The following is a 25,092-nucleotide window of genomic DNA, read 5'->3' on the forward strand; positions in this document are numbered from 1 at the left end:
CCGGTGGATGAAGGGCGACATGAAGTACCCCTGACCGCCGGAAATCAATAAGAGGTCATGATGAGTACTGAAATCAAAACTCAGGTCGTGGTACTTGGGGCAGGCCCGGCAGGTTACTCTGCTGCCTTCCGTTGCGCTGATTTAGGTCTGGAAACCGTCATCGTTGAACGTTACAACACTCTCGGCGGTGTTTGTCTGAACGTGGGTTGTATCCCTTCTAAAGCGCTGCTGCACGTTGCAAAAGTTATCGAAGAAGCCAAAGCGCTGGCTGAACACGGTATCGTCTTCGGCGAACCGAAAACCGATATCGACAAGATTCGTACTTGGAAAGAGAAAGTGATCACTCAGCTGACCGGCGGTCTGGCGGGTATGGCGAAAGGCCGTAAAGTGAAAGTGGTCAACGGTCTGGGTAAATTCACCGGGGCGAACACCCTGGAAGTGGAAGGCGAAAACGGCAAAACCGTGATCAACTTCGACAACGCTATCATCGCGGCGGGTTCCCGTCCGATCCAACTGCCGTTCATTCCGCATGAAGATCCGCGCGTATGGGATTCTACCGACGCTCTGGAGCTGAAATCTGTACCAAAACGCCTGCTGGTTATGGGGGGCGGTATCATCGGTCTGGAAATGGGCACCGTGTACCATGCGCTGGGTTCAGAGATTGACGTGGTTGAAATGTTCGACCAGGTTATCCCGGCTGCTGACAAAGACATCGTGAAAGTCTTCACCAAACGCATCGGTAAGAAATTCAATCTGATGCTGGAAACCAAAGTGACCGCCGTTGAAGCGAAAGAAGACGGCATTTACGTTTCCATGGAAGGCAAAAAAGCCCCTGCTGAAGCGCAGCGTTACGACGCCGTGCTGGTGGCTATCGGCCGTGTGCCGAACGGTAAAAACCTCGACGCTGGCAAAGCAGGCGTGGAAGTGGACGACCGTGGTTTTATCCGCGTTGACAAACAGCTGCGCACCAATGTGCCGCACATCTTTGCTATCGGCGATATCGTCGGTCAGCCGATGCTGGCGCACAAAGGTGTGCATGAAGGCCATGTTGCCGCTGAAGTTATCGCCGGTAAAAAACACTATTTCGATCCGAAAGTTATCCCGTCTATCGCCTACACCGAGCCAGAAGTTGCATGGGTGGGGCTGACCGAGAAAGAAGCGAAAGAGAAAGGCATCAGCTACGAAACCGCCACCTTCCCGTGGGCAGCTTCTGGCCGTGCTATCGCTTCTGACTGCGCAGACGGTATGACCAAACTGATTTTCGACAAAGAGACGCACCGTGTTATCGGTGGCGCGATTGTCGGCACCAACGGCGGCGAGCTGCTGGGTGAAATCGGTCTGGCTATCGAAATGGGCTGCGATGCGGAAGATATCGCGCTGACCATTCACGCGCACCCGACGCTGCATGAGTCCGTCGGTCTGGCGGCTGAAGTGTTCGAAGGTAGCATTACCGACCTGCCGAACCCGAAAGCGAAGAAAAAGTAAGTTTCGCCAGTTTAAGATAAGGCAGCCTGCGGGCTGCTTTTTTTTGCCTCTTTCCCCACCAATCTCCTCTTTTCACATAACTACAAGTATTAGTAGGCATTTTTATTCAGATTATTCCTTAAAATACCGATAACTCTTCCAGGACATTTTATATAACGCAGGCTGCAAGCCCGCACCTCTGGCTCCGTCATGACATGGACTGTGTGACTTTTCCTTGTTTCATTGCTCCCGTCCGGCGTTTGCCGCATTTGTAGTTCTTATCCCTGGTTTGGAATGAAAAAAGGAATCGTTATGTCTTATAAAAAAATCGCTGTCGTTGGTGTGGTATTGGCTGCGTTCGTGCTGTCGGGTTGTGGCGCGATGACCACGGCGGTGAAAAAACGTAATCTGGAAGTGAAAACCCAGATGAGCCAGACCATCTGGCTGGAACCCTCCTCTGAGAAAACCGTTTATATCCAGGTTAAAAACACCTCTGACAAAGACATGAGCAACCTGCAGACGCTGCTGTCAAAAGAGCTGGGCGACAAAGGTTACAAAGTGACTTCTTCCCCGGATACCGCTTACTACTGGATCCAGGCCAACGTGCTGAAAGCCGACAAAATGGATCTGCGTGAAACTCAGGGATACCTGAAAAGTGGTTACGAAGGTGCGGCGATGGGTGCGGCGCTTGGCGCGGGTATTACTGCGTACAACAGCAACTCCTCCGGCGCGGCGCTTGGCGTGGGTCTGGCGGCAGGCCTGATTGGCCTGGCAGCCGATGCAATGGTAGAAGATGTTAACTTCACCATGGTGACTGACCTGCAAATCTCTGAGCGTAGCAAAGCGAAAGTGACCACCGATAACGTGGCGGCACTGCGTCAGGGCACTTCCGGTATCAAGCTGCAAACCAGCACCGAAGAAGGCAACCGCGCGAAATACCAGACTCGCGTCGTTTCTAACGCGAACAAAGTGAACCTGAAATTCGAAGAAGCCAAACCGGCTCTCGAAGCACAACTAGCGAAGTCCGTCGCTAACATCATGTAAGCCACTTTTGCATTCCACATGATGAATGCATGGGTAGCCTAAAATAGGCGAGTCAGGTAACTGGCTCGCTTTTTTTATTGTTTTCCGTGATGAATTTGGTGTTTTCATCCGGGAAGTATAAAGATTGTGCAAAAACTGCCGATGTTAGGTGACTACCACTATCGGTGAGAGAGGGAGTTTCATCGTCATGATCCGCGGACTTAGTTTTGCCTTACAGCTGCCTTCTGTGACGCGCGTGAGCGCGACAACACAGGTTGGAGCTGCTGCTCGTGCCGCCAACAGCAATAACGCCGTCGCCAACAATAACACCTCGGCGAAAGTGATGTTTGGCAGCCAGACATCAGAAATTTCGGCTGTTTATAGCCTGTCACCGAAAAAAATGAGCGCCAGTGTTGCACAGCAGTCGAACCCCATTATTGAGGGATTGATGCAATCGGCATTGGGCAGTGCTTCGGTTTCCTCAATGGCTGGCCTTGGCAGCGCGCTGCTTGACAATCTGAAAGAGAACCGTGGCGATTTCACCCAGGCACTGACTGGGGTGAGCGCTGAATTGGGCGCCAGTGCCGGTGCGAATAAATCTGCGGTGACGCTCAGCATTGCCACCAAATCCGGCTCGACCGTTCACCTGACGATGACCCAGCAGGACAATGGCATCGCGGTTGAGGTGAAAACGGAGGGCGACGCGCTAAATGATGATGATGCGGCGGCAGTGGCGAACCTCGGCAATGCGTTAAGCAAAGCGCTCAGCGGTCTGGGGCAGCAACCGCCGAAACTGGATATCGCCGGTTTGACCAACTTTGATAGTAACCGGTTGAAATCCGTCGATCTGAAAACGGATATCCGCAATGGCGATGATTCGCTGCAGTCGCTTAATTTCCATGCCGATGACAAAGCGCGCTCCGTTGCCTACCAGGATGGCGACTACTCGCTGAAGATGAGCAGCGATATGTCCAAACCTGCGCTCTCCGGGAGCTACGGCCAACAGCAGCTGGCGCTGAAAGCGTATGACGATAAATTCGACAAAGCGCGTATTGCCGGCAATGGCGATCGTGGCCAGATGGAAGCGATGAAATCCGTATTCCGTGCGCTGAACACCACCCGCGACGCGGAAAGCGCTAAAACCACTGCAGGGCAAAATCTCACTCTTGATACGAACGGCGTTTCGCAATTAAGCGGGCTGAATGATTTTTCACTGTCGCTCATGAAAACCGAGACTTCACCTAACCCGTTGCATGAAGAAGAGAAAGATCGCTTCGCTTATACCGCCTCGCAGTCTTCCGAAGAGCAGGCGCGCGATGATGGCTCGAGAACCGTGAAACAGACGACGCGCAGCCATCTGAGCGCCGCCTGGCATGAAGCTATCGACCCGTCGATTCCGCTGGCGCTGAACAAAATGAAGTCGTCGCAAAACTACTTCTACCATCTGGTGGAAAACGATGAAGAGAACACCACCACGCTCAACTATAACGGTCGCGGGCAACTGGCAAGCGTCGGTCATAACGAGCAGGTGAATAACCGCGCAACGGTGCAAAAATACGTGCTGGATAAGCTGGTGGATCAAACCGTCACCCCGGAAAAATATTCCAACAGCAACGTGCGTTCGTTGTTAGGTTCGGCGTAACAGCCGCGTAACCAAACGGCTCTGCGGAGCCGTTTTCCTTTCCTGCGGGCGAGGATTCTCTGTCGTTAAAACCTTCTCCCGTCTGCTTTATTCCGTCCTTAACGATTCAGCAAGTATTTAATGTTGCTTTTTTGTAAACGGATTAACACCCCCTGAAAATCCTGCTATGCTGCCCGACGCGGTTCGCGGATTTACCCTACAAACTGCTGTCTCACAGGAGCGTGAAGAGAAACGCCTGCCGCATTATGACAATGAGAGCGAGGAGAACCGTCGTGCTAGAAGAATACCGTAAGCACGTAGCTGAACGTGCCGCTGAGGGGATTGCGCCAAAACCATTAGATGCAACCCAAATGGCAGGGCTTGTCGAGCTGCTGAAGAACCCGCCTGCTGGCGAAGAAGAATTTCTGATTGACCTGCTGGCTAACCGTGTCCCACCGGGCGTTGATGAAGCTGCCTATGTAAAAGCTGGTTTCCTTGCCGCTATCGCCAAAGGCGATGCCACCTCCCCGCTGGTTACCCCTGAAAAAGCGATCGAACTGCTGGGCACCATGCAGGGCGGCTACAACATTCACCCGCTGATTGACGCGCTGGAAAGTGAAAAGCTCGCGCCGATCGCCGCGAAAGCGCTGTCTCACACGCTGCTGATGTTTGATAACTTCTACGACGTGGAAGAGAAAGCGAAAGCAGGCAACGCGTACGCTAAACAGGTAATGCAGGCATGGGCCGATGCCGAATGGTTCCTGAGCCGCCCGGCGCTGGCAGAGAAAATCACCGTTACCGTTTTCAAAGTGACGGGTGAAACTAACACCGATGACCTTTCTCCGGCGCCCGATGCCTGGTCGCGCCCGGATATCCCGCTGCACGCGCTGGCGATGCTGAAAAACGCCCGTGAAGGCATTGAGCCGGATCAGCCAGGCGCCGTTGGCCCGATCAAACAGATCGAAGCCCTGGCGAAAAAAGGTTTCCCGCTGGCCTATGTGGGTGATGTGGTGGGTACCGGTTCATCACGTAAATCCGCCACCAACTCGGTGTTGTGGTTTATGGGCGACGACATTCCGTTTGTGCCGAACAAACGCGGCGGCGGCTTGGTGCTTGGCGGCAAAATCGCGCCAATTTTCTTTAACACCATGGAAGATGCAGGCGCGCTGCCGATCGAAGTGGATGTTAATAGCCTGAACATGGGCGACGTCATTGACGTTTACCCGTTCAAAGGCGAAGTGCGTAACCACGAAACCGGTGAGTTGCTGGCGAGCTTCGAACTGAAAACCGATGTGCTGATTGACGAAGTGCGCGCCGGTGGCCGTATTCCGTTGATTATCGGCCGTGGCTTGACCACCAAAGCGCGTGAAGCGCTGGGCTTGCCGCACAGCGACGTTTTCCGTCAGGCGAAAGATGTGGCTGAAAGCAGCCGTGGTTATTCGCTGGCGCAAAAAATGGTTGGCCGTGCCTGCGGCGTGGACGGTGTCCGCCCTGGCGCTTACTGCGAACCGAAGATGACCTCTGTGGGTTCTCAGGATACCACCGGGCCGATGACGCGTGATGAGCTGAAAGACCTGGCGTGCCTGGGCTTCTCTTCGGATCTGGTGATGCAGTCCTTCTGCCACACGGCGGCGTATCCGAAGCCGGTTGACGTCACCACGCACCACACGCTGCCGGACTTCATTATGAACCGTGGCGGTGTTTCCCTGCGTCCGGGCGATGGCGTTATCCACTCCTGGCTGAACCGTATGCTGCTGCCGGATACCGTTGGTACCGGTGGTGATTCGCATACCCGTTTCCCGATCGGTATCTCCTTCCCGGCGGGTTCTGGTCTGGTGGCGTTTGCCGCCGCGACCGGTGTGATGCCGCTGGATATGCCGGAATCGGTGCTGGTGCGCTTTAAAGGCAAAATGCAGCCGGGTATTACGCTGCGCGATCTGGTACATGCGATTCCGCTATACGCGATCAAACAGGGTCTGCTGACCGTTGAGAAGAAAGGCAAGAAAAACATCTTCTCTGGCCGCATTCTGGAGATCGAAGGTCTGCCGGATCTGAAAGTCGAGCAGGCGTTTGAGCTGACCGATGCTTCTGCTGAGCGTTCCGCTGCTGGTTGTACCATTAAGCTGAACAAAGAGCCGATTATCGAGTATCTGAACTCCAACATCGTGCTGCTGAAATGGATGATTGCCGAAGGTTACGGCGACCGCCGTACGCTGGAACGCCGTATCCAGGGCATGGAGAAATGGCTGGCCGATCCGCAACTGCTGGAAGCGGATGCCGATGCGGAATACGCAGCGGTGATCGATATCGATCTGGCGGAAATCAAAGAGCCGATCCTCTGTGCGCCGAACGATCCGGACGACGCGCGTCTGCTTTCTGATGTGCAGGGTGCGAACATCGATGAAGTGTTCATCGGTTCTTGCATGACCAACATCGGTCACTTCCGTGCCGCAGGTAAGCTGCTGGATACCCACAAAGGTCAGCTGCCGACCCGCCTGTGGGTTGCGCCGCCGACCCGTATGGACGCGGCGCAGTTAACGGAAGAGGGCTACTACAGCGTGTTTGGTAAGAGCGGTGCGCGTATTGAGATCCCGGGTTGCTCGTTGTGCATGGGTAACCAGGCGCGTGTCGCAGACGGCGCGACGGTGGTTTCCACCTCTACCCGTAACTTCCCGAACCGTTTAGGTACGGGTGCGAACGTCTACCTGGCTTCTGCGGAGCTGGCGGCGGTTTCGGCGCTGATCGGTAAACTGCCAACGCCGGATGAGTATCTCCACTTTATGGCGCAGGTGGATAGAACCGCTGTCGATACTTACCGTTACCTTAATTTTGACCAGTTGAATCAGTACACCGAAAAAGCGGACGGCGTGATTTTCCAGACTGCCGTCTGACAGTGAAAGCCACCCTGCGGGGTGGCTTTTTTTTTGCCCGCCTGTTCGTATTCCCGTCGCTAAAACGCATCCCGCGCTTACTTTCTCTACGCCTGAGCGGATATTTTTCCTCGCTTCCGGCTGCTGCGCTTTTTTTCTTGTATTGTGCTGCGATAATTACTGCATAGGCGGCTATTTGGCCTGCATGAGGAAGCGATTATGGATTACGAATTTTTGCGTGATATCACCGGCGTGGTAAAGGTGCGCATGTCGATGGGCCACGAAGTGGTGGGGCACTGGTTCAATGAAGAAGTGAAAGAGAACCTGGCGCTGCTGGATGAAGTGGAGCAGGCGGCAAAAACGGTGAAAGGCAGCGAACGTTCCTGGCAGCGCGCGGGTCATGAATACACGCTGTGGCTGGATGGCGAAGAGGTCATGATTCGCGCGAACCAGCTGGAATTTTCCGGCGATGAAATGGAAGAAGGAATGAGTTACTACGATGAAGAGAGCCTGTCGCTGTGCGGCGTTGAGGATTTTCTTCAGGTGGTAGCGGCCTACCGGCAATTTCTCCAGCAGCGTTAATCAGGGCGCGTCCTTGCGCCCCTGGTGCGTTACACGGCCGGAATGTTGCGGCCGTAGTAGATCTCGCGCATCTCTTTCCACAGCGCTTCGGTGATCTCTTTACGTTCTTGCGGGGTCAAATCTTCCGGTTTGGTATGAAACATGTAGTGCTTAAGGTCGAACTCTTTAAGCAACATCTTGGTATGGAAGATATTTTCCTGATACACGTTGACGTCCACCATGTCATACAGCGATTTCATATCATCCGACATAAAGTTCTGAATCGAATTAATCTCATGATCGATAAAGTGTTTCAGGCCGTTGACGTCGCGGGTAAAGCCGCGCACGCGGTAATCGACGGTAACAATGTCGGATTCAAGCTGATGGATCAGGTAGTTCAGCGCTTTCAGCGGTGAAATCACGCCGCAGGTTGAGACTTCAATATCCGCACGGAAAGTACACAAACCGCCTTCCGGGTGGCTTTCCGGGTAGGTATGTACGCAGATATGGCTTTTATCGAGGTGCGCCACCACCGCTTCCGGCAGCGGGCCGGGATGCTCGGTTTTGTCGATAAGCTGCGGATCGACAGGTTCTTCGCTCACCAGAATGGTTACGCTCGCGCCTTGCGGCTCGTAATCCTGGCGGGCAATGTTCAAAATATTCGCGCCAATAATGTTACAGGTTTCCGTGAGGATCTCCGTCAAACGGTTGGCATTGTAGAGTTCATCGATATAGGCAATATAGCCATCACGCTCTTCTGCGGTTTTGGCATAGCAAATGTCGTAGATACAAAAACTCAGGCTTTTGGTCAGGTTGTTAAAGCCATGTAGTTTAAGCTTTTTCAATTTTTATCACCCCCTTAGTGTTACTGTGCAGCCAGTGCATCGTGTAAATATTGCGGCAGGGCAAAAGCCGCCGTGTGAATCGCCGGGTTGTAGTAGCGGCAGGTGAGATTGGCACTGTGGAAACGGGCGGCAATAATCTCGGTCGAGAGATGGCGCAGCGCCTCGTTATCCGTTGCCCAGGCGAATGTCATAATGCCGCCGTAATAGGTTGGCACCGCCGCCTGATAGAAACCGACGTCGCTGAAATAGTGACCGAGCTTGCGGTGGCTGCCGACCACTTCCTCTTGCTGTAAGAAGCTGACGCCGTTTTGCGCGACAAAGATCCCGCCAGGGTTCAGGCAGCGTTTGCAACCTTCATAAAACGCCGAGGTGAACAGGCTCTCGCCAGGCCCGATAGGATCGGTACAGTCCGAGATAATCACGTCGAACGTCTGGTCAGTGTGAGTAACAAAGTTCACGCCGTCATCGATCACCAGCGTAAAACGCGGATCGTCATAGGCGCCTGCATTGTGCTTTGGCAGATACTGACGGCAGAAAGAGACGACGCCAGCGTCGATTTCTACCATGGTGATGGTTTCAATATTTTTATGGCGGGTGACTTCGCGCAGCATGGCGCCGTCGCCGCCGCCGATGATCAGCACATGTTTCGCGTGGCCGTGCGCCAGCAGCGGAACATGGGTCATCATTTCGTGATAGATAAACTCGTCGCGTTCGGTGGTTTGCACCACGCCATCCAGCGCCATAACGCGGCCAAAAGCGGCGTTCTCGAAAATAATCAGATCCTGATGATCGGTCTTTTCGTGATACAGCACCTTATCAACGGCAAAGTATTGACCAAAATGGTCGTGCAGCGTCTCTTGCCATACGTTGTTATCGGCCATCGGTAGCTCCTTTGTTAACACCCGCGAAAAACGGGCGCAACATCATAGCTAACTCTGATTAGCGATGCACGGTCAAAAGTTCACCGTTATTTGACGTAGGCGAGAAGGCTCAGGGAATCACGAGCGAGGGCTTTACACTTTTTGGCAGTCGGAATGCCAATACCGCTGAGATCGCGGTAACTCTCTTCACCAAGCGATTTCATGTCCCATGTGTCATAGTTGCTGAGATCCCACTGATTTTGCTGGGCGAAAAAAACCAGTGCGCGGCGGATCTGCCCATTAGGTAAGTTGTTATAACCGCAGTCGTTTTTCAAAAATACGAACACTGCCGTGAGATCGGCCATGTCTTCAGCTTCGGATTCACTCAGTGCGTAACTGTTGGCGGAGACAGCCAGCAAGCTGCCCAGGACAATTGTTCTGAAAAACGTCTTCATTATTTCTACCACGGCGTAACGGAAATTAAACGTTAGCACAGTCCGGATATGGCGACGATATTTATTATTGCCTCTTTTCTTGACCTTCCGGCAGGGGGAGGGTTTAAGCTCAAAAGATGACCTGCAATCGATAAGGAAATGCCCATGCAACGCCGAGATTTTTTAAAATATTCCGCTGCGCTGGGGGTGATGAGCGCGCTGCCGTTATGGAGCCGTTCGCTGTTCGCCGCTGAGCGCCCCGCATTGCCCATCCCGCCATTACTCACCGCCGACGCGCAAAACCGTATCGTGTTAACGGTGCAGGCGGGCGAAACCCTGTTTGGCAATAAACGCGCCGCCACCTGGGGTTACAACGGTGCGCTGTTAGGCCCGGCGCTTCAGCTCCGCCAGGGGCGTGAGGTTACCGTTGATATCCGCAATACGCTTGCTGAAGAGACCACCGTGCACTGGCACGGCGTTGAGGTGCCGGGCGAGGTTGATGGCGGGCCGCAAGGCATCATTAAACCCGGCGCTAGCCGAACGGTGACGTTTACCCCGACACAGCAGGCAGCGACGTGCTGGTTCCACCCGCATCAACATGGCAAAACCGGTCGACAAGTTGCGATGGGGTTAGCGGGGCTGGTGCTGATTGAGGATGAAAACAGCCGTAAGTTGCGCCTGCCGCAACAGTGGGGCATTGATGACGTTCCAGTTATCGTGCAGGACAAAAAATTCACCGCCAATGGGCAGATCGATTATCAGTTGGATGTGATGAGCGCGGCTGTTGGCTGGTTTGGCGATACGCTGCTGACTAACGGTGCCATTTATCCACAACATTCCGCTCCGCGCGGCTGGCTGCGCTTGCGTTTATTGAACGGCTGCAATGCGCGTTCACTGAAGTTTGCCACCAGCGATCAACGCCCGCTGTATGTAGTAGCGAGCGACGGCGGTTTGCTTGGTGAACCGGTGAAAGTGAGTGAGTTACCGGTGCTGATGGGCGAGCGCTTTGAAGTGCTGGTTGATATCAGCAATGGTAAACCGTTCGATCTGATTACCTTACCGGTTCAGCAGATGGGGATGACCGTTGCGCCGTTTGACCAGCCGCATCCGGTGCTGAGCGTCCAGCCATTACAAGTGACCGCTTCCGGTACGTTACCGGATACGCTGGCGACACTGCCGGGTTTACCCGCGCTTGAAGGATTAACGCAGCGCACGTTGCAGCTGTCGATGGATCCGATGCTCGACATGATGGGCATGCAGGCGCTACAGCAGAAGTATGGCGATAGCGCGATGGCCGGGATGATGGGCCACGGGCAGATGGGTCATGGTCAGATGGATCATAGCCAGATGGGCAACATGAAAATGGATAGCGGCCAGATGAACCACGGCGGCAACGGCTTTGATTTCCATAACGCCAACCGCATCAACGGCAAAGCCTTTGATATGGCGACCCCGCAATTTGCTGCGCAAAAAGGGCAGTATGAGCGCTGGGTGATTTCCGGCGAGGGCGACATGATGTTGCACCCGTTCCATATTCACGGCACGCAGTTCCGCATTCTGTCGGAAAATGGTAAACCGCCAGCGGTGCATCGCGCAGGCTGGAAAGATACGGTTGAAGTGTATGGCGCGCGCAGTGAAGTGTTAGTGCGTTTCCAGCATGACGCACCGAAAGAATTTGCGTATATGGCGCACTGCCACCTGCTGGAACATGAAGATACCGGGATGATGTTAGGGTTTACAGTTTAACGCTTAACGTTCTGCTTCATCCGGCGGCTAACGGTCGCAGAAAAGAAAATCCCCTCATGCCAGATGGCAGAGGGGATTTTTTATAACCAGTCACTTTTACCTCTCCCGCTCAGGGAGAGGAGGGATTACTTGGCGTCATCCGGCAGCGCGTAAGCGACAATGTAGTCGCCCATCTTCGTACCGAACGAACCGTGACCGCCTGCGGAAATGACCACGTACTGCTTACCATTGACCTCATAAGTCATCGGTGTTGCCTGGCCACCGGCCGGCAAACGGCCTTGCCACAGTTTCTCACCGTTGCTCATGTTATAAGCGCGCAGGTAGTTATCTGCGGTCGCGGCGATAAACAGCACATTACCGGCGGTGGAAATTGGGCCGCCGAGCATCGGCATCCCCATATTGAACGGCACCGGAACCGGCATCGGGAACGGCATGCTGTCTTGCGGTGTACCAATGCGTTTTTTCCACACCACCTGGTTGGTTTTCAGATCCAGTGCAGAAATGTAACCCCAGGCCGGTTGTTTACAAGGCAGACCGAACGGCGAGAGGAACGGGTTCAGCGTCACGCCAAACGGTACACCATACTGCGGCTGAATACCGGATTCCGAACCGGTGCCTTTCGCATCTTTCGGCGGCTCCATTGGGTTGCCTGGACCACGTGGGATCAGTTTTGACACAAATGGCAGCGCCATCGGGTTGGCAATCGCCACCTGACGGTTTGGATCAACGGAGATCCCGCCCCATTCGAACATCCCCAGGTTACCCGGGAATACCAGCGTGCCCTGCTCAGATGGCGGCGTGAAGATGCCTTCATAGCGCATCTGGTGGAACATCACGCGGCACACCAGTTGGTCGAACATGGTGGCGCCCCACATATCCGCGCCGCTTAAGTTTTTCGTCGGACGGAAACTCAGGTCGGAGAAGGGTTGGGTTTTGGCTACGTAATCGCCTTTTGCCGCGCCTTGCGGAACCGGTTTTTCCGGTGCCGGAACCACCAGCTTACCGTTGGTACGATCGAGGACGAAAATGTTACCGGTTTTCGCCGGTGCGTAGATCACCGGTACGGTTTTGCCATTCACGGTAATGTCCGCCAGCGTCGGCTGGGACGGCATATCCATATCCCACAGATCGTGGTGTACGGTCTGGTAGCTCCAGGCAAGTTTACCGGTGGTGGCATTCAGCGCGACGATCGAGCTGGCATAGCGCTCCTGCTCCGGCGTACGGTTGCCGCCCCAGATATCCGGGGTGGTCACGCCCATCGGCAGATAGACTAAATCCAGTTTCGCGTCATAAGCCGCAGGTGCCCACGAGTTCGGTGAGTTAAAGGTGAAAGTGTGTTCATCCGACGGGATCGCGTTGGGATCTTTCGCGCCCGGATCGAAGGCCCACAGCAATTTCCCGGTGTTCACATCGAAACCACGGATAACGCCAGAGGTTTCACGGGTTGAGAAGTTATCCGTTACCGAACCGGCAATCACGATGGTTTTATCGGTGATGATCGGCGGAGATGTCGGCTCGTACAGACCCGGCGTGGTGTCCGGCATATTGGTCTGCAGGTTCAGGATCCCTTTGTTGGCAAAGGTTTCGCACAGCTTGCCGTTATCCGCATTCAGCGCAAACAGACGGCCATCGTTCACCGGCAGAATAATGCGGCGCGGGCAGTCAGCGACCACATCCGGGCTGGCGTTATCGGCACGGGCTTCATGATACGAAACACCGCGGCAGGTCACATGCTGGAACGAAGGATTGGTGTTCAGCTGCGGATCGAAATGCCACTTCTCTTTGCCGCTGGCGGCATCAATCGCAAACAAACGCTGGTGTGCGGTACACAGGAACAGCGTGTCGCCCACTTTAATTGGCGTCACTTCGTTGGTGATTTCACCGGGATCGTTTGGCATTTTCAGGTCGCCGGTGCGGAACACCCAGGCTTCCTTCAGGTTTTTCACGTTATCGGCATTGATCTGTTTCAGCGGCGAGTAACGCTGGCCTTCCTGGTTACGGCCATAGGCTGGCCAGTCACCATCGGCTACCTGTGAAATTGGCGCTGCCGGTGTGGCATCGGCGCTCAGGGTGCCGTGAACTTCTTGCGGATCGTTGAAACCCGCCCAGGTGAGGATGCCGCCACTCATTAACAGGGCCACCACCAACGCAGCGACCGCACCGCTGGACGGCACAATCAACCGCCGCCAGACAAACGGAAGAATCAGCCAGATACCGAAGAAGACGAGAATGTCGCTACGCGGTGTCAGCGCCCAGAAGTCGAAACCGACTTCCCACACGCCCCAAATCATTGTCGCCAGCAGTAGGGCGGCGTACAGCCACAGCGCGGCGCGCTTGCCCTTCCACAATAGCCATGTCACGCCGAGCATGACCAGACCAGCGATGGGGTAGTACCAGGAGCCGCCAATGCTGACGAGCCAGGCCCCACCGATTAAAAGATACAGCCCGCAGAAGGCTGCAAAGAGCGTCGTCAGCGTGACAAGCAGCCGCGACTGTTGAGTTTTTGTTTCCGCCATAAAACACATCCGTTGATTTGTTAATATTTTGATAGCAAGTAATTATAGGAGTTAACAAGTGTGATCGTCATCACAAAATGAGCTTTGTCGCGGAATAACCCGCAACAATCTTTTTGCTGGTATACTGCGCACCTTGCATTTCAATCACTGGTTTAAGTGCCGGTATTGAGTGATTTACTCTTTAAATCATATGGTTAGTAAAATGAAACACACTGTTGAAGTGATGATCCCGGAAGCGGAGATCAAAGCGCGTATCGCTGAGCTGGGTCGTCAAATCACTGAGCGTTATAAAGATAGCGGCAGCGAAATGGTGCTGGTTGGGCTGCTGCGCGGCTCGTTTATGTTTATGGCTGACCTGTGCCGTGAAGTGCAGGTGTCGCATGAAGTCGATTTCATGACCGCCTCCAGCTACGGCAGCGGTATGTCCACTACCCGCGATGTGAAAATCCTCAAAGATCTCGATGAAGACATTCGTGGAAAAGACGTGCTGATCGTTGAAGACATTATCGATTCGGGTAATACGCTGTCGAAAGTGCGCGAGATCCTGCGCCTGCGCGAGCCAAAATCGCTGGCGATTTGTACCCTGCTGGATAAACCGTCGCGTCGTGAAGTGGATGTGCCGGTCGAATTCGTTGGTTTTGCTATCCCGGACGAGTTTGTGGTGGGGTACGGTATTGATTACGCGCAGCGTTATCGCCATTTGCCGTACGTCGGCAAAGTGGTGATGCTGGACGAGTAAAAAAACGGGGCCGATAATGGCCCCGATTGTTATTTGTGGTTGATGTGCTTCTGGCTCAGATTTGACACGCCCTGGCGATAGCGTTGTTCCAGCGTTTCGCGGTTAGTGGCGGTGACGTCCAGATTGCGCAGCAGGCCATCGTGAATGCCGTAAGCCCAGCCGTGAATCGTCACTTTCTGGCCACGTTTCCACGCGGATTGCATAATGGTTGAATGGCCCAGGTTGTAGACTTGTTCCATCACGTTCAGCTCGCACAGCGTATCGAGACGACGCTCAGGCGGCATTTCGCCCAGCAGCGAGCTATGTTTAAACCAGATATCGCGAATGTGCAGCAGCCAGTTGTCGATTAAGCCCAGTTCCGGGTTTTCAACCGCCGCCTGCACACCGCCGCAACCGTAGTGACCACAGATGATAATGTGCTCAACTTCCAGCACATCTACCGCGTACTGCACCACGGAGAGGCAGTTCAGATCGGTATGGATAACCAGGTTTGCAACATTACGGTGTACAAACAGTTCACCCGGTTCGAGCCCGGTAAGGCGTTCTGCGGGTACGCGTGAGTCGGAGCATCCAATCCAGAGAAAGCGCGGCTTCTGTGCTTGCGCCAGTGTTTCGAAAAATCCAGGATCTTCTTCCACCAGCATTTTTGACCATAGTGCATTGTTGCTGATGAGTGTATCTATGTCTTTCATGGAGGTTAACAACCTGTAACCAGATAAGTGCGTTGCGCTAATATAGGTGAACTCTCCGTCTTTTTAAACCACACATCGAGTGTAAGAAAACAGGTAAGTGATAATTCATGACCATTGCACTGGAGCTTGAGCAGCTTAAAAAAACCTATCCGGGCGGCGTTCAGGCGCTGCGCGGCATTGATTTACAAGTAGAAGCGGGCGATTTCTACGCGCTTCTCGGACCCAATGGTGCCGGCAAATCCACCACCATTGGCATTATCAGTTCGTTGGTAAATAAATCTTCCGGGCGCGTTAGCGTTTTTGGTTACGATCTTGAAAAAGACGTGGTGAACGCGAAACGTCAACTGGGGCTGGTGCCACAGGAGTTCAACTTTAACCCGTTTGAAACCGTGCAACAGATTGTCGTTAACCAGGCGGGTTACTACGGCGTTGATCGTAAAGATGCGCTTGTGCGCAGCGAAAAGTACCTGAACCAGCTCGATCTGTGGGAAAAACGCAACGAACGTGCGCGGATGCTTTCCGGCGGGATGAAGCGCCGTCTGATGATTGCTCGTGCGCTGATGCACGAACCTAAGCTGTTGATTCTCGACGAGCCAACCGCGGGTGTTGATATCGAACTGCGTCGTTCAATGTGGGGCTTTTTAAAAGATCTCAACGACAAAGGCACCACCATCATTCTGACGACGCATTATCTGGAAGAAGCCGAGATGCTGTGTCGCAACATCGGCATTATTCAGCGTGGCGATCTGATTGAAAACACGTCGATGAAAGCGCTGCTGTCGAAGCTGAAATCCGAGACGTTTATTCTCGATTTAGCGCCGAAAAGCCCGCTGCCGAAGCTGGAAGGGTATCAATACCGGCTGGTGGATACGTCCACGCTTGAGGTAGAAGTGCTGCGCGAGCAGGGCGTGAACAGCGTGTTCAGCCAGCTTAGCGCGCAGGGCGTGCAGGTATTGAGTATGCGTAACAAAGCCAACCGTCTCGAAGAGCTGTTTGTCACGCTGGTTCATGACAGAAAAGGAGAAAGCGCATGATGCAGCTGTTCTGGGTGGCGCTGAAGAGTATCTGGTACAAAGAGATCCAGCGTTTCATGCGTATTTGGGTGCAAACACTGGTACCGCCTGTGATCACTATGACGCTCTACTTTATTATTTTCGGCAACCTGATCGGTTCGCGTATCGGTGAAATGCACGGTTTTACCTACATGCAGTTTATCGTGCCGGGCTTAATCATGATGGCGGTGATCACCAACGCGTATGCCAACGTAGCGTCATCATTCTTTAGCGCCAAGTTCCAGCGCAACATTGAGGAGCTGCTGGTGGCACCGGTGCCAACGCATGTCATTATCGCCGGGTATGTTGGCGGCGGCGTGGCGCGCGGCTTGTGTGTGGGCATCCTGGTGACGGCGGTTTCGCTGTTTTTCGTGCCGTTTCAGGTGCATTCATGGTTGTTTGTTGGCCTGACGTTGCTGCTGACAGCGGTGCTGTTTTCGCTGGCGGGGCTTTTGAATGCGGTATTTGCCAAAACCTTTGATGACATTAGCCTCATTCCGACCTTTGTGCTGACGCCGTTGACTTACCTGGGCGGGGTGTTCTACTCCCTGACGCTGCTGCCGCCGTTCTGGCAGGCGCTGTCGCACCTCAACCCGATCGTGTATATGATAAGCGGCTTCCGTTTTGGTTTCCTCGGCATTTCCGATGTGCCGCTGTTTACCACCGTTGGTGTGTTGGTGGTGTTTATCATCGCTTTTTACCTGCTGTGCTGGTATCTCATTAATCGCGGACGTGGGCTGCGAAGTTAAGTCTGAGCGCGACGGCTCTCTTCTGTGGAAGAGAGCCAATCCCAGAGATTAGGCTATTTTTTAGACTGCTCATTACCGTTGGTTTCTCCCGTTCTGTTGCTACAATAGGTGCAGTTTTTCTATTCGGTCCACCTCATGTCTCGTTTGATTACCCTTTTATTGTTGCTGGTTACCTGGAGCGCGTCTGCCAGTATTGTCAGTGAACAACGCATTCCCGCGCGCTATATGCAAACCACTGAAGATGCCGATATCTGGGCGCAGGTAGGAGACAGAGTCGTTACTGTCGGCAATATTCGCGCCGGGCAGATCCTGGCGGTGGTGCCGGGGGCGGAAGATTATTACGCGTTTCGCTTTGGCTTCGGCAGCGGGTTTATTGACCGGGGTCATCTTGGCACGGTGCCTGGCAATGAACGGGTAGAAGATACGCTTGGCGATCTGAATAAACCGCTCAGTAACCAAAACCTGATCACCTGGCGGGATACGCCGCTCTATACGTCGCCGGATATCACCAGTAAACAGGTTGGCACACTGGCGGAAAACCTGCGTTATCCGATAATCGATAAGCTGAAAGACCGCCTGAACCAGACCTGGTTTCAGATACGCATCGGCAATCGGCTGGCGTGGATCAGTAGCCTGGATGCACAAGAAGACAGCGGCATTCCGGTACTGACTTATCACCATATCCTTCGTGATGAGGAAAACACCCGCTTCCGCCACACCTCGACCACGACCTCGGTGCGCGCTTTTACCAACCAAATGACTTGGCTGCGCGATCAGGGTTACACCACCTTGTCGATGTACCAGTTGGAAGGCTATGTGCGTAACCGCATGAATTTACCTGCGCGTTCGGTAGTGATCACTTTTGATGATGGGCTGAAATCCGTCAGCCGTTACGCTTATCCGATCCTGCACGAGTATGGTTTTAAAGCGACGGCGTTTATTATTTCGTCACGCATTAAGCGCAAGCCGCAGCCGTGGGACCCGAAATTCTTGCAGTTTATGAGCGTGTCGGAGCTGAATCATATTCAGGATGTGTTCGATGTACAGTCACATACCCATTTCCTGCACCGGGTTGATGAGTCGATGCATCCGATTTTGCTGAGTCGCAACTATCACAATATTCTGTTCGATTTTAAACGCTCACGCCGCGCGCTGGCGCAGTTCAACCCGCATGTGCTTTATCTCTCCTATCCATTTGGCGGCTATGACGATAAAGCGATACAAGCGGCGAATGACGCAGGTTTTCATCTGGCGGTGACCACGGTGCGTGGCAAGGTGAAACCGGGAGATAATCCGTTTTTACTGAAGCGGTTGTACGTGCTGAGAACGGATTCGCTGGAGACAATGTCGCGGCTGATCAGTAATCAGCCGCAGGGGTAGGGCATCAGGCAACCTGAACCGGCACGGCTTTCGCGGTGCGTTTCATCTCGTTGTCGCCATCAAAATAGGCCACTTTCGGCTGCCAGCTACGGGCAACCTCATCCGGCACGGTGACGTAGCTGGCGATAATCAGGATATCGCCGACGTCTGCGCAGTGTGCTGCCGCACCGTTAACCGAGATAATGCGTGAACCGCGCTCGCCGGCAATCGCGTAGGTAGAAAAGCGTTTGCCGTTGGTCACGTTATAAATATCGATGGCTTCGTATTCCAGAATACCGGCCGCCTCAAGGAAATCCTGGTCAATCGCGCAGGAACCTTCGTAGTGCAGGTCGGCCTGCGTCACTTTGACGCGGTGGAGCTTGCCTTGCAGCATCGTGCGAATCATAAGTTAAACCTTCATTACTGATAATTAACCTGAAAATGGAGGGCGGCTCCCTGCGAATCCCTCGTGTGCTCGCGCCACGTCCTGGCGGGCGTAAGAGCAAGCCAGGAGTGGAGTATTGCCCGATTTTTCCGCCCTGTCTAGCGGGCTAACTCAACCACTTTGTTGTCGATAAGCCGCGCCTGGCCGAGCCATGCCGCCATCAAAATCACCGCGCGTTTAGTGCTTTCAGACAGCGCCAGAAGCGTGTCCGCATCGCGGATCTGAATATCATCGGCGCGCAGGCCCGCGTCGTTGATCTCCTGCCCGGCAATGGCAATCAGCTCTTCTTCATTGCGTTCGCCCGCCAGCAGTTTATCGGCTACCGAATTCATCACTTTGCTGAGCGCCGGGGCAATTTTGCGTTGATCGGCCGTCAGATAGCCATTACGTGAGCTCAGCGCGAGGCCATCTTTCGCCCGCACGGTCGGCACACCGACAATCTCGATGTCATAGCCCATGTCGGCCACCATTTTGCGGATCAGTTGCAACTGCTGGTAATCCTTCTCACCAAAGCAGGCGATATCCGGTTGCACCAGGTTGAATAGCTTGCTGACGATAGTCGACACGCCGCGGAAATGGCCCGGACGGCTTGCGCCTTCCAGCATGGTGGAGAGGCCCGGCACATCGACATACGTTTGGGTATCGGTGCCCTGCGGGTAGATGTCCGCGGGTGCGGGGGCGAAAACAATATCGACTTTGCGCTTGTTCAGCTTTTCGCAATCTTCCTGCAAGGTACGCGGGTAGCGCACTAAATCATCCGGGCGGTCGAACTGCATTGGGTTAACGAAAATACTCACTACCACCACATCAGCGCGGGTTTTGGCTTCGTCGACCAGCCTCATATGGCCATCGTGCAGGTTGCCCATCGTTGGCACCAGCGCAATACGCTTACCTTCCTGACGCAGCCTGCGGATGTGCTGGCGCAGCAGCGGGAGGGTTTCAATAATCAACACAACTAGGCTCCTTAATGGAAACTGTGTTCTTCACCCGGATAGGTTCCGGATTCGACTTCGGCAACATACTGCCTGACCGCTGCGCGCATGTCGCCTGCTTCATTGAGGAAATTTTTTGCGAATTTCGGGATATGCCCGCCGGTAATGCCGAACGCGTCATGCATCACCAGAATCTGGCCGTCGGTGACATTGCCTGCGCCAATCCCAATCACCGGAATGGTTAACGCCGCCGTGATACGTTGCGCCAGCTCGACCGGGATACATTCCAGCACCAGCAGTTGCGCGCCTGCGGCTTCCAGCGCCAACGCATCGTCAAGCAGCCCTTGCGCTGCGTCGCCTCGCCCCTGAACTTTATAACCACCGAAAATATTAACGGACTGCGGCGTCAGACCCAGGTGGCCGCACACCGGCACGGCGCGTTCAGTCAGCATTTTTACCGTGGGAGCCAGCCAGCGGCCGCCTTCGATTTTCACCATATTGGCGCCCGCGCGCATGACCACGGCGGCGTTGTCAAACGCCTGCCCTGGCGTGGCGTAGGCCATAAACGGCAGATCGGCGAGCAACAGGCAGGCCGGTGCACCACGGCGGACAGCCTGCGTGTGATAAGCGATATCGGCAACCGTTACCGGTAGGGTGGAGTCATGGCCTTGTACCGTCATCCCTAACGAATCACCCACCAGCATTACGTTAATCCCTTCTTCGGCAAACAGTTTTGCGAAGCTGTAGTCGTATGCGGTGATAGTGGCGAAGCGTCTCTTTTCCTGCTTGCATTTATGCAGCCAGGAGATAGTGATGGGTTTCATAGCGTTTCCTGATAGTCGAAAGCGATTCTGGCGCATTCTAGCAGCAACAATCAGGTGGGCAATGATTTTAGACAGGCGGTAAGCGCAGGGTGTGAGGAAAGCGGAAAATTACCAGGCGTCGGGTTTCGGTGCGTTCAGGCTCGCAAGAGTGTCCTGCAACGATGTGCCGTCCGGGAAGTGCAGATCGGGCGCAATTTCAAACAGCGGCCACAGCATAAAGCCACGATTTTTCATGTCGTAGTGCGGCACCGTCAGGCGTTCGGTATTCAGTGTCAGTGAGCCAAACAGCATGATATCGAGATCGAGCGTGCGCGGCCCCCAGCGTTCTGCTTTACGCACGCGGCCTTGCTGGAGTTCGATGCGTTGCGTGTGATCCAGCAGCGTTTCTGGTGCAAGAGGGGTTTCCAGCGCCACGGCGGCGTTGAGGTAGTCCGGTTGATCCGGCGGGCCAAGCGGGGGAGTGCGATATAGCGAAGAGACCGCCACGATGCGGCTTTGTGGGATCTCTCCAATGGCGATAATCGCGGCGTTAACCTGGTCGAGTGGTGACGCCAGGTTGCTGCCGATCGCGATATACGCGAGGGTCACGCACTGCCCTCGCGGCGCGGTGCGCGTTTACGCGGGCGGCGATGGCGACGGCGTTCTGCCGGTTCGTCGCCTAAATCATCCAGCATATCTTTCTGAGTCGGCGGTGCAGAAACCTGGAATTCACCCCACCATTTCGTCAGACGTTGCAGCTCGCCGTTATTTTCGGCTTCGGCACGCAGTGCCAGTAAATCATAGGCCGCGCGGAATTTCGGGTGTTCCATCAGCTTCCATGAGCGCTTGCCCTGCCGACGGGACATCCGCAATTGCAACTGCCAGATATCACGAATCAGCGAGGTGATGCGTTTGGGGATCGCCAGCGAACGGCAGGCTTCATCCAACACATCGTTCATCGCCAGCGCGAAAGCGTCGTAATAGGCAAGCCCGCCTTCCTGGGTAATGCGCTGGGCGTTTTCCAGCAGCGGATACCAGAACATGGCAGCAAACAAAAACGCCGGATTCACGCGCATGTCGTTGTGAATGCGGTTATCCGTATTCTTCAGCACCTGCTCAATAATCCGCTCCATCGGGCTGTCGCCTTTTTCGGTGAAGTAGCGGGTGATGCTGGGGAACAGTGGCTGGAACAGACCATACTCACGCAGTAAACGGCAGGTTTCGTAACCGTAACCGGCCTGCAGAAGTTTCAGCGATTCCTCAAACAGGCGCGCCGGGGGAACATCGTTAATCAGCGTGGCGAGACGCGGGATCGGCTCGGCGGTCTCTTCGCTGATACGCATATTGAGCTTGGCGGCAAAGCGCACTGCGCGCAGCATGCGCACCGGATCTTCGCGATAGCGGGTTTCCGGGTTACCGATCAGGCGAATCACACCCTCTTCTAAATCACGCATACCGCCGACGTAATCACGGACGGTGAAATCAGCAACGCTGTAATAAAGGCTGTTGATGGTGAAGTCGCGGCGCTGAGCATCTTCTTCGATGGAACCGAAAATGTTGTCGCGCAGCAGCATGCCATTCTGCCCGCGCTGGGAGATGGTGCGATCGGTTTGTTGTTCGTCGTGATGACCACGGAACGTGGCGACTTCAATGATTTCCGGCCCGAACATCACATGCGCAAGGCGGAAACGGCGGCCGACCAGGCGGCAGTTGCGGAACAGTTTACGCACCTGGTCCGGCGTTGCGCTGGTGGTTACGTCAAAATCTTTTGGTTTTTTGCCCAGCAATAAATCGCGCACGCCGCCGCCTACCAGGTAAGCGTCGTAGCCCGCTTTATTCAGACGATAGAGCACCTTGAGCGCATTTTCACTGATATCTTTGCGGGAAATAGCGTGCTGCTCACGCGGAATAACCGTCATCTGCGGTTGGGCCATAGCCTCAACGACCATGCTCTCTTCGCGGCTTAGCACCTTGCGGCAAAAATTAGCGACTCGGGTAAAAATAGTACACCTCGGTAGTGTCAAACGTCAGGACAAAAAAATAGCGGCTAATCATAGCTCAGCGCGAGCCGTTTGAGAATGCTGTATTCGCATCCGCCGCGTCAGGTACACGGCAAAGTGCCCAGTTTTCCACCGCTTTTTGCAGCAGCGCGTCGATGCGCAGATCCTGCCACTCATTTGTTACATCCTGGTTCAAAAATTGTAAAGCCCTGATTATTACCGGACGCGGATCCCCTTCAGGCAACGCGGGTGCGTGGTTTTGCTTGGAAAGCTTGCTCCCCTGCTCATTGAGCGCCAGCGGTAAATGAATATACCCTGGAGCCTGCCAGCCAAACTGCTTATAGAGCGAGATTTGCCGCACTGTAGGTTCTATCAGATCCGCACCGCGCACAATTTCCGTGACGCCCTGAAAGTGGTCATCGACCACCACCGCGAGGTTATAGGCAAACAGCCCATCACGGCGGTGAATAATAAAATCTTCCCGCGCCAGTTTTTCGTCGGCAACGATGCGCCCACGCAGTTTATCGTCGAAGTGCAGAACCGGATGCTGCTGTATCAGCCGTACGGCGGCGTTTTGCGCGCCATTTTGTAATGTGCGGCAATGCCCATCATAAATACCGCCAATGCTTTGGATGCGTGCACGCGAACAGGTGCAAAAATAGCTCAGTCCTTCGCGTTGCAGGGTCGCGAGCGCCGCGCGGTAGGCGTCATGACGCCGGGATTGCCACAGCACGTCGCCGTCCCAGTGCAGACCATAATGTTCGAGCTGGCGAAGAATGGTTTCTGCAGCGCCGGGAACTTCTCTTGGGGGATCAATATCTTCAATGCGAACAAGCCAGGTGCCGTGGTTGGCGCGAGCTTGCAGGTAGCTGCCGAGAGCAGCAATTAACGAACCGAAATGCAGTTCACCGGACGGGGATGGCGCAAAGCGCCCAATATAGTGTAATTCAGGCATATCGCTGGCAAAAATATAGGCGGGAATCGATCCCGCCGTATAGGGCGCACCACGCCTTAGCGGTGCGCCATTGAAGACATCAGGTCATTAACCTGCCATCTGCTTTTCGCGGATTTCCGCCAGGGTTTTGCAGTCGATGCACAGATCGGCAGTCGGACGTGCTTCCAGACGACGGATACCAATTTCAACGCCACAGGATTCGCAGAAGCCAAAATCTTCGTCTTCTACTTTTTTCAGCGTCTTCTCGATCTTTTTAATCAACTTGCGCTCGCGATCACGGTTACGCAGTTCAAGGCTGAACTCTTCTTCCTGAGCGGCACGGTCGACCGGATCGGGGAAGTTAGCTGCTTCGTCCTGCATGTGCGTGACGGTGCGATCGACTTCATCCCTAAGTTGATTACGCCATGCTTCAAGAATACGCTTGAAATGCGCCAGCTGGGCTTCGTTCATATACTCTTCGCCCGGCTTCTCTTGATACGGCTCCACCCCAGCGATGGCGAGAATACTCAGGGACGATGTTTTACGGTTTTGCCCTTCTTGCATGTTGCTTCTCCTTAACACGCACTATCGATCCCCGTGTGGGGGAAAAATCAGGCCGCTATAAATAGCAGATGCTTTTACGGATGGCAAATATCTAAACGTAACACTTGACAACCCTGTGAAGAAAAGCGTATTTGCGCACGCGACCAAATCACTTATTCGTCAAAAGCTTGCCTTTATACCGTAAAAGGTAGTGGCAACCTAAGAGTGATATTATCGGCAGAAAGTTCCGCTTTATAAGCGATAACTTCTACACCCCGGTGTTGTGCCTCATTCAACAATCGTGCGTATTCCTCGTCAATATGGCGTGCCGGAGAAAAATGTTCAACGGCGGAGTGCAGAACGGCAAACAGAATTACCGCGCGATCGCCGTTGGCCGCGACGCTCATTAATTCCCGTAAATGCTTCTGTCCTCGCAAGGTTACGGCATCCGGGAAGTAGCCTGACTGCTGCTCGGCGAGCGTGACCGATTTCACTTCAATATAGCAGTTGCGCCGGTCATCCGCCTGTAACAGAAAATCAATTCTGCTAGCTTCCGCACCATATTTTACTTCGCTTTTCAGCGTGCTATATCCGCTGAGTTCAGGCAACTGGTCAGTGAGTATTGCTTCTTTTGTCAGCATATTTGCCCGCTGAGTATTGACGCAAATAAATGCCCCCTGTTGGGTTTGGGATAATTCCCACGTATGGGCATATTTGCGCTTAGGATTATTCGACGTGGAATACCAAACTTTGTCGCCAGGTGTTGCGCAGCCGGTCATCGCACCAGTATTAGGGCAATGCAGCGTGAGGGTTTCCCCTTCAGGCGTGACCACATCCGCAAGGAAGCGTTTATAACGCTGAATCAGCGTGGCGGATTTAAGTGGCGGTGAAAAATCCATGGGAA

General features: G+C 54.2%; 23 protein-coding genes. 10 read left to right on the plus strand and 13 right to left on the minus strand.

The features are described from left to right. The first annotated feature begins 60 nt into the window (after positions 1-60). The 5 genes from lpdA (at position 61) to yacL (ending at position 7,560) form a co-directional block, all read left to right on the plus strand. Positions 61-1,485, plus strand: a complete 1,425-nt coding sequence (gene lpdA / locus ACFX4O_RS15055) for a dihydrolipoyl dehydrogenase (protein ID WP_025263731.1) — start codon at positions 61-63, stop codon at positions 1,483-1,485. A gap of 291 nt (positions 1,486-1,776) precedes the next feature. After that, a complete protein-coding gene (gene traT / locus ACFX4O_RS15060; protein WP_305737092.1) occupies positions 1,777-2,508 on the plus strand; it encodes a complement resistance protein TraT in 732 nt (243 codons plus the stop codon). Positions 2,509-2,695: 187 nt separating this feature from the next. Then, a complete protein-coding gene (locus tag ACFX4O_RS15065) occupies positions 2,696-4,129 on the plus strand; it encodes a hypothetical protein (protein ID WP_380209144.1) in 1,434 nt (477 codons plus the stop codon). A 272-nt stretch (positions 4,130-4,401) separates the two neighbouring features. Then, complete coding sequence (gene acnB, locus ACFX4O_RS15070; RefSeq protein WP_380209146.1) at positions 4,402-6,999, plus strand: bifunctional aconitate hydratase 2/2-methylisocitrate dehydratase; 2,598 nt, start codon at positions 4,402-4,404, stop codon at positions 6,997-6,999. A 198-nt stretch (positions 7,000-7,197) separates the two neighbouring features. Then, the gene (gene yacL / locus ACFX4O_RS15075) at positions 7,198-7,560 is read left to right on the plus strand and encodes a protein YacL (protein ID WP_017457957.1); all 363 of its coding nucleotides are present in this window, start codon (positions 7,198-7,200) and stop codon (positions 7,558-7,560) included. 29 nt (positions 7,561-7,589) lie between these two features. Here yacL and speD read toward each other — a convergent pair whose 3' ends face one another. The 3 genes from speD to ACFX4O_RS15090 all read right to left on the minus strand — a co-directional run bounded on the left by speD (position 7,590) and on the right by ACFX4O_RS15090 (position 9,699). Continuing rightward, complete coding sequence (speD, locus tag ACFX4O_RS15080; RefSeq protein WP_131408025.1) at positions 7,590-8,384, minus strand: adenosylmethionine decarboxylase; 795 nt, start codon at positions 8,382-8,384, stop codon at positions 7,590-7,592. 20 nt (positions 8,385-8,404) lie between these two features. Next, a complete protein-coding gene (gene speE / locus ACFX4O_RS15085) occupies positions 8,405-9,265 on the minus strand; it encodes a polyamine aminopropyltransferase (protein WP_380209149.1) in 861 nt (286 codons plus the stop codon). A gap of 86 nt (positions 9,266-9,351) precedes the next feature. Beyond that, on the minus strand, positions 9,352-9,699 hold the full coding sequence (locus tag ACFX4O_RS15090) for a YacC family pilotin-like protein (RefSeq protein ID WP_020456577.1): 348 nt from the start codon (positions 9,697-9,699) through the stop codon (positions 9,352-9,354). Between the two features lie 144 nt (positions 9,700-9,843). Between ACFX4O_RS15090 and cueO the strand changes: the two genes are divergently transcribed. Further along, a complete protein-coding gene (gene cueO / locus ACFX4O_RS15095; protein WP_380209151.1) occupies positions 9,844-11,424 on the plus strand; it encodes a multicopper oxidase CueO in 1,581 nt (526 codons plus the stop codon). Between the two features lie 125 nt (positions 11,425-11,549). Here the strand turns inward: cueO and ACFX4O_RS15100 are convergent, their stop codons facing one another. Beyond that, positions 11,550-13,940 carry a glucose/quinate/shikimate family membrane-bound PQQ-dependent dehydrogenase gene (locus ACFX4O_RS15100; RefSeq protein ID WP_380209153.1) on the minus strand — a complete coding sequence of 797 codons (2,391 nt, stop codon included), beginning with the start codon at positions 13,938-13,940 and terminating at the stop codon, positions 11,550-11,552. A gap of 202 nt (positions 13,941-14,142) precedes the next feature. On the opposite strand from ACFX4O_RS15100, the gene hpt reads away from it, so the two are divergent. Next, positions 14,143-14,679 carry a hypoxanthine phosphoribosyltransferase gene (gene hpt, locus ACFX4O_RS15105; RefSeq protein ID WP_017457963.1) on the plus strand — a complete coding sequence of 179 codons (537 nt, stop codon included), beginning with the start codon at positions 14,143-14,145 and terminating at the stop codon, positions 14,677-14,679. A gap of 29 nt (positions 14,680-14,708) precedes the next feature. On the opposite strand, the gene can is transcribed toward hpt, so the two are convergent. Beyond that, on the minus strand, positions 14,709-15,371 hold the full coding sequence (can, locus tag ACFX4O_RS15110; RefSeq protein ID WP_380209155.1) for a carbonate dehydratase: 663 nt from the start codon (positions 15,369-15,371) through the stop codon (positions 14,709-14,711). 107 nt (positions 15,372-15,478) lie between these two features. Here can and ACFX4O_RS15115 point away from each other — a divergent pair, with 107 nt between their 5' ends. The 3 genes from ACFX4O_RS15115 to ACFX4O_RS15125 all read left to right on the plus strand — a co-directional run bounded on the left by ACFX4O_RS15115 (position 15,479) and on the right by ACFX4O_RS15125 (position 18,552). Further along, the gene (locus ACFX4O_RS15115; protein WP_305737086.1) at positions 15,479-16,405 is read left to right on the plus strand and encodes an ABC transporter ATP-binding protein; all 927 of its coding nucleotides are present in this window, start codon (positions 15,479-15,481) and stop codon (positions 16,403-16,405) included. Continuing rightward, entirely contained in the window at positions 16,402-17,172 is a 771-nt protein-coding gene (locus tag ACFX4O_RS15120) for an ABC transporter permease (RefSeq protein ID WP_131408013.1), read from the plus strand. Before ACFX4O_RS15115 ends, ACFX4O_RS15120 begins: the two co-directional genes overlap by 4 nt. A 135-nt stretch (positions 17,173-17,307) precedes the next feature. Next, entirely contained in the window at positions 17,308-18,552 is a 1,245-nt protein-coding gene (locus ACFX4O_RS15125) for a polysaccharide deacetylase family protein (RefSeq protein WP_380209157.1), read from the plus strand. A gap of 4 nt (positions 18,553-18,556) precedes the next feature. Here ACFX4O_RS15125 and panD read toward each other — a convergent pair whose 3' ends face one another. The 8 genes from panD to sfsA all read right to left on the minus strand — a co-directional run bounded on the left by panD (position 18,557) and on the right by sfsA (position 25,087). Next, positions 18,557-18,937 (minus strand): aspartate 1-decarboxylase, encoded by a 381-nt coding sequence (gene panD, locus ACFX4O_RS15130; protein ID WP_020456583.1) that lies wholly within the window; start codon positions 18,935-18,937, stop codon positions 18,557-18,559. 137 nt (positions 18,938-19,074) lie between these two features. After that, positions 19,075-19,929, minus strand: a complete 855-nt coding sequence (gene panC / locus ACFX4O_RS15135; RefSeq protein WP_380209159.1) for a pantoate--beta-alanine ligase — start codon at positions 19,927-19,929, stop codon at positions 19,075-19,077. Positions 19,930-19,940: 11 nt separating this feature from the next. Continuing rightward, positions 19,941-20,732 (minus strand): 3-methyl-2-oxobutanoate hydroxymethyltransferase, encoded by a 792-nt coding sequence (panB, locus tag ACFX4O_RS15140; protein WP_380209161.1) that lies wholly within the window; start codon positions 20,730-20,732, stop codon positions 19,941-19,943. A 108-nt stretch (positions 20,733-20,840) separates the two neighbouring features. Beyond that, positions 20,841-21,320 (minus strand): 2-amino-4-hydroxy-6-hydroxymethyldihydropteridine diphosphokinase, encoded by a 480-nt coding sequence (gene folK, locus ACFX4O_RS15145; RefSeq protein WP_380209163.1) that lies wholly within the window; start codon positions 21,318-21,320, stop codon positions 20,841-20,843. Then, the gene (pcnB, locus tag ACFX4O_RS15150) at positions 21,317-22,714 is read right to left on the minus strand and encodes a polynucleotide adenylyltransferase PcnB (RefSeq protein ID WP_208430921.1); all 1,398 of its coding nucleotides are present in this window, start codon (positions 22,712-22,714) and stop codon (positions 21,317-21,319) included. The genes folK and pcnB overlap by 4 nt, the downstream gene beginning before the upstream one ends. A 55-nt stretch (positions 22,715-22,769) precedes the next feature. Next, entirely contained in the window at positions 22,770-23,666 is an 897-nt protein-coding gene (gene gluQRS / locus ACFX4O_RS15155) for a tRNA glutamyl-Q(34) synthetase GluQRS (protein ID WP_380209165.1), read from the minus strand. A gap of 87 nt (positions 23,667-23,753) precedes the next feature. Then, the gene (gene dksA, locus ACFX4O_RS15160; protein WP_007373199.1) at positions 23,754-24,209 is read right to left on the minus strand and encodes an RNA polymerase-binding protein DksA; all 456 of its coding nucleotides are present in this window, start codon (positions 24,207-24,209) and stop codon (positions 23,754-23,756) included. Between the two features lie 173 nt (positions 24,210-24,382). Further along, a complete protein-coding gene (gene sfsA / locus ACFX4O_RS15165; protein WP_380209168.1) occupies positions 24,383-25,087 on the minus strand; it encodes a DNA/RNA nuclease SfsA in 705 nt (234 codons plus the stop codon). Between the last annotated feature and the right edge of the window lie 5 nt (positions 25,088-25,092).

Origin of the sequence: Kosakonia sp. YIM B13571 (assembly GCF_042788095.1) — a bacterium.
Classification (GTDB): domain Bacteria; phylum Pseudomonadota; class Gammaproteobacteria; order Enterobacterales; family Enterobacteriaceae; genus Kosakonia; species Kosakonia quasisacchari.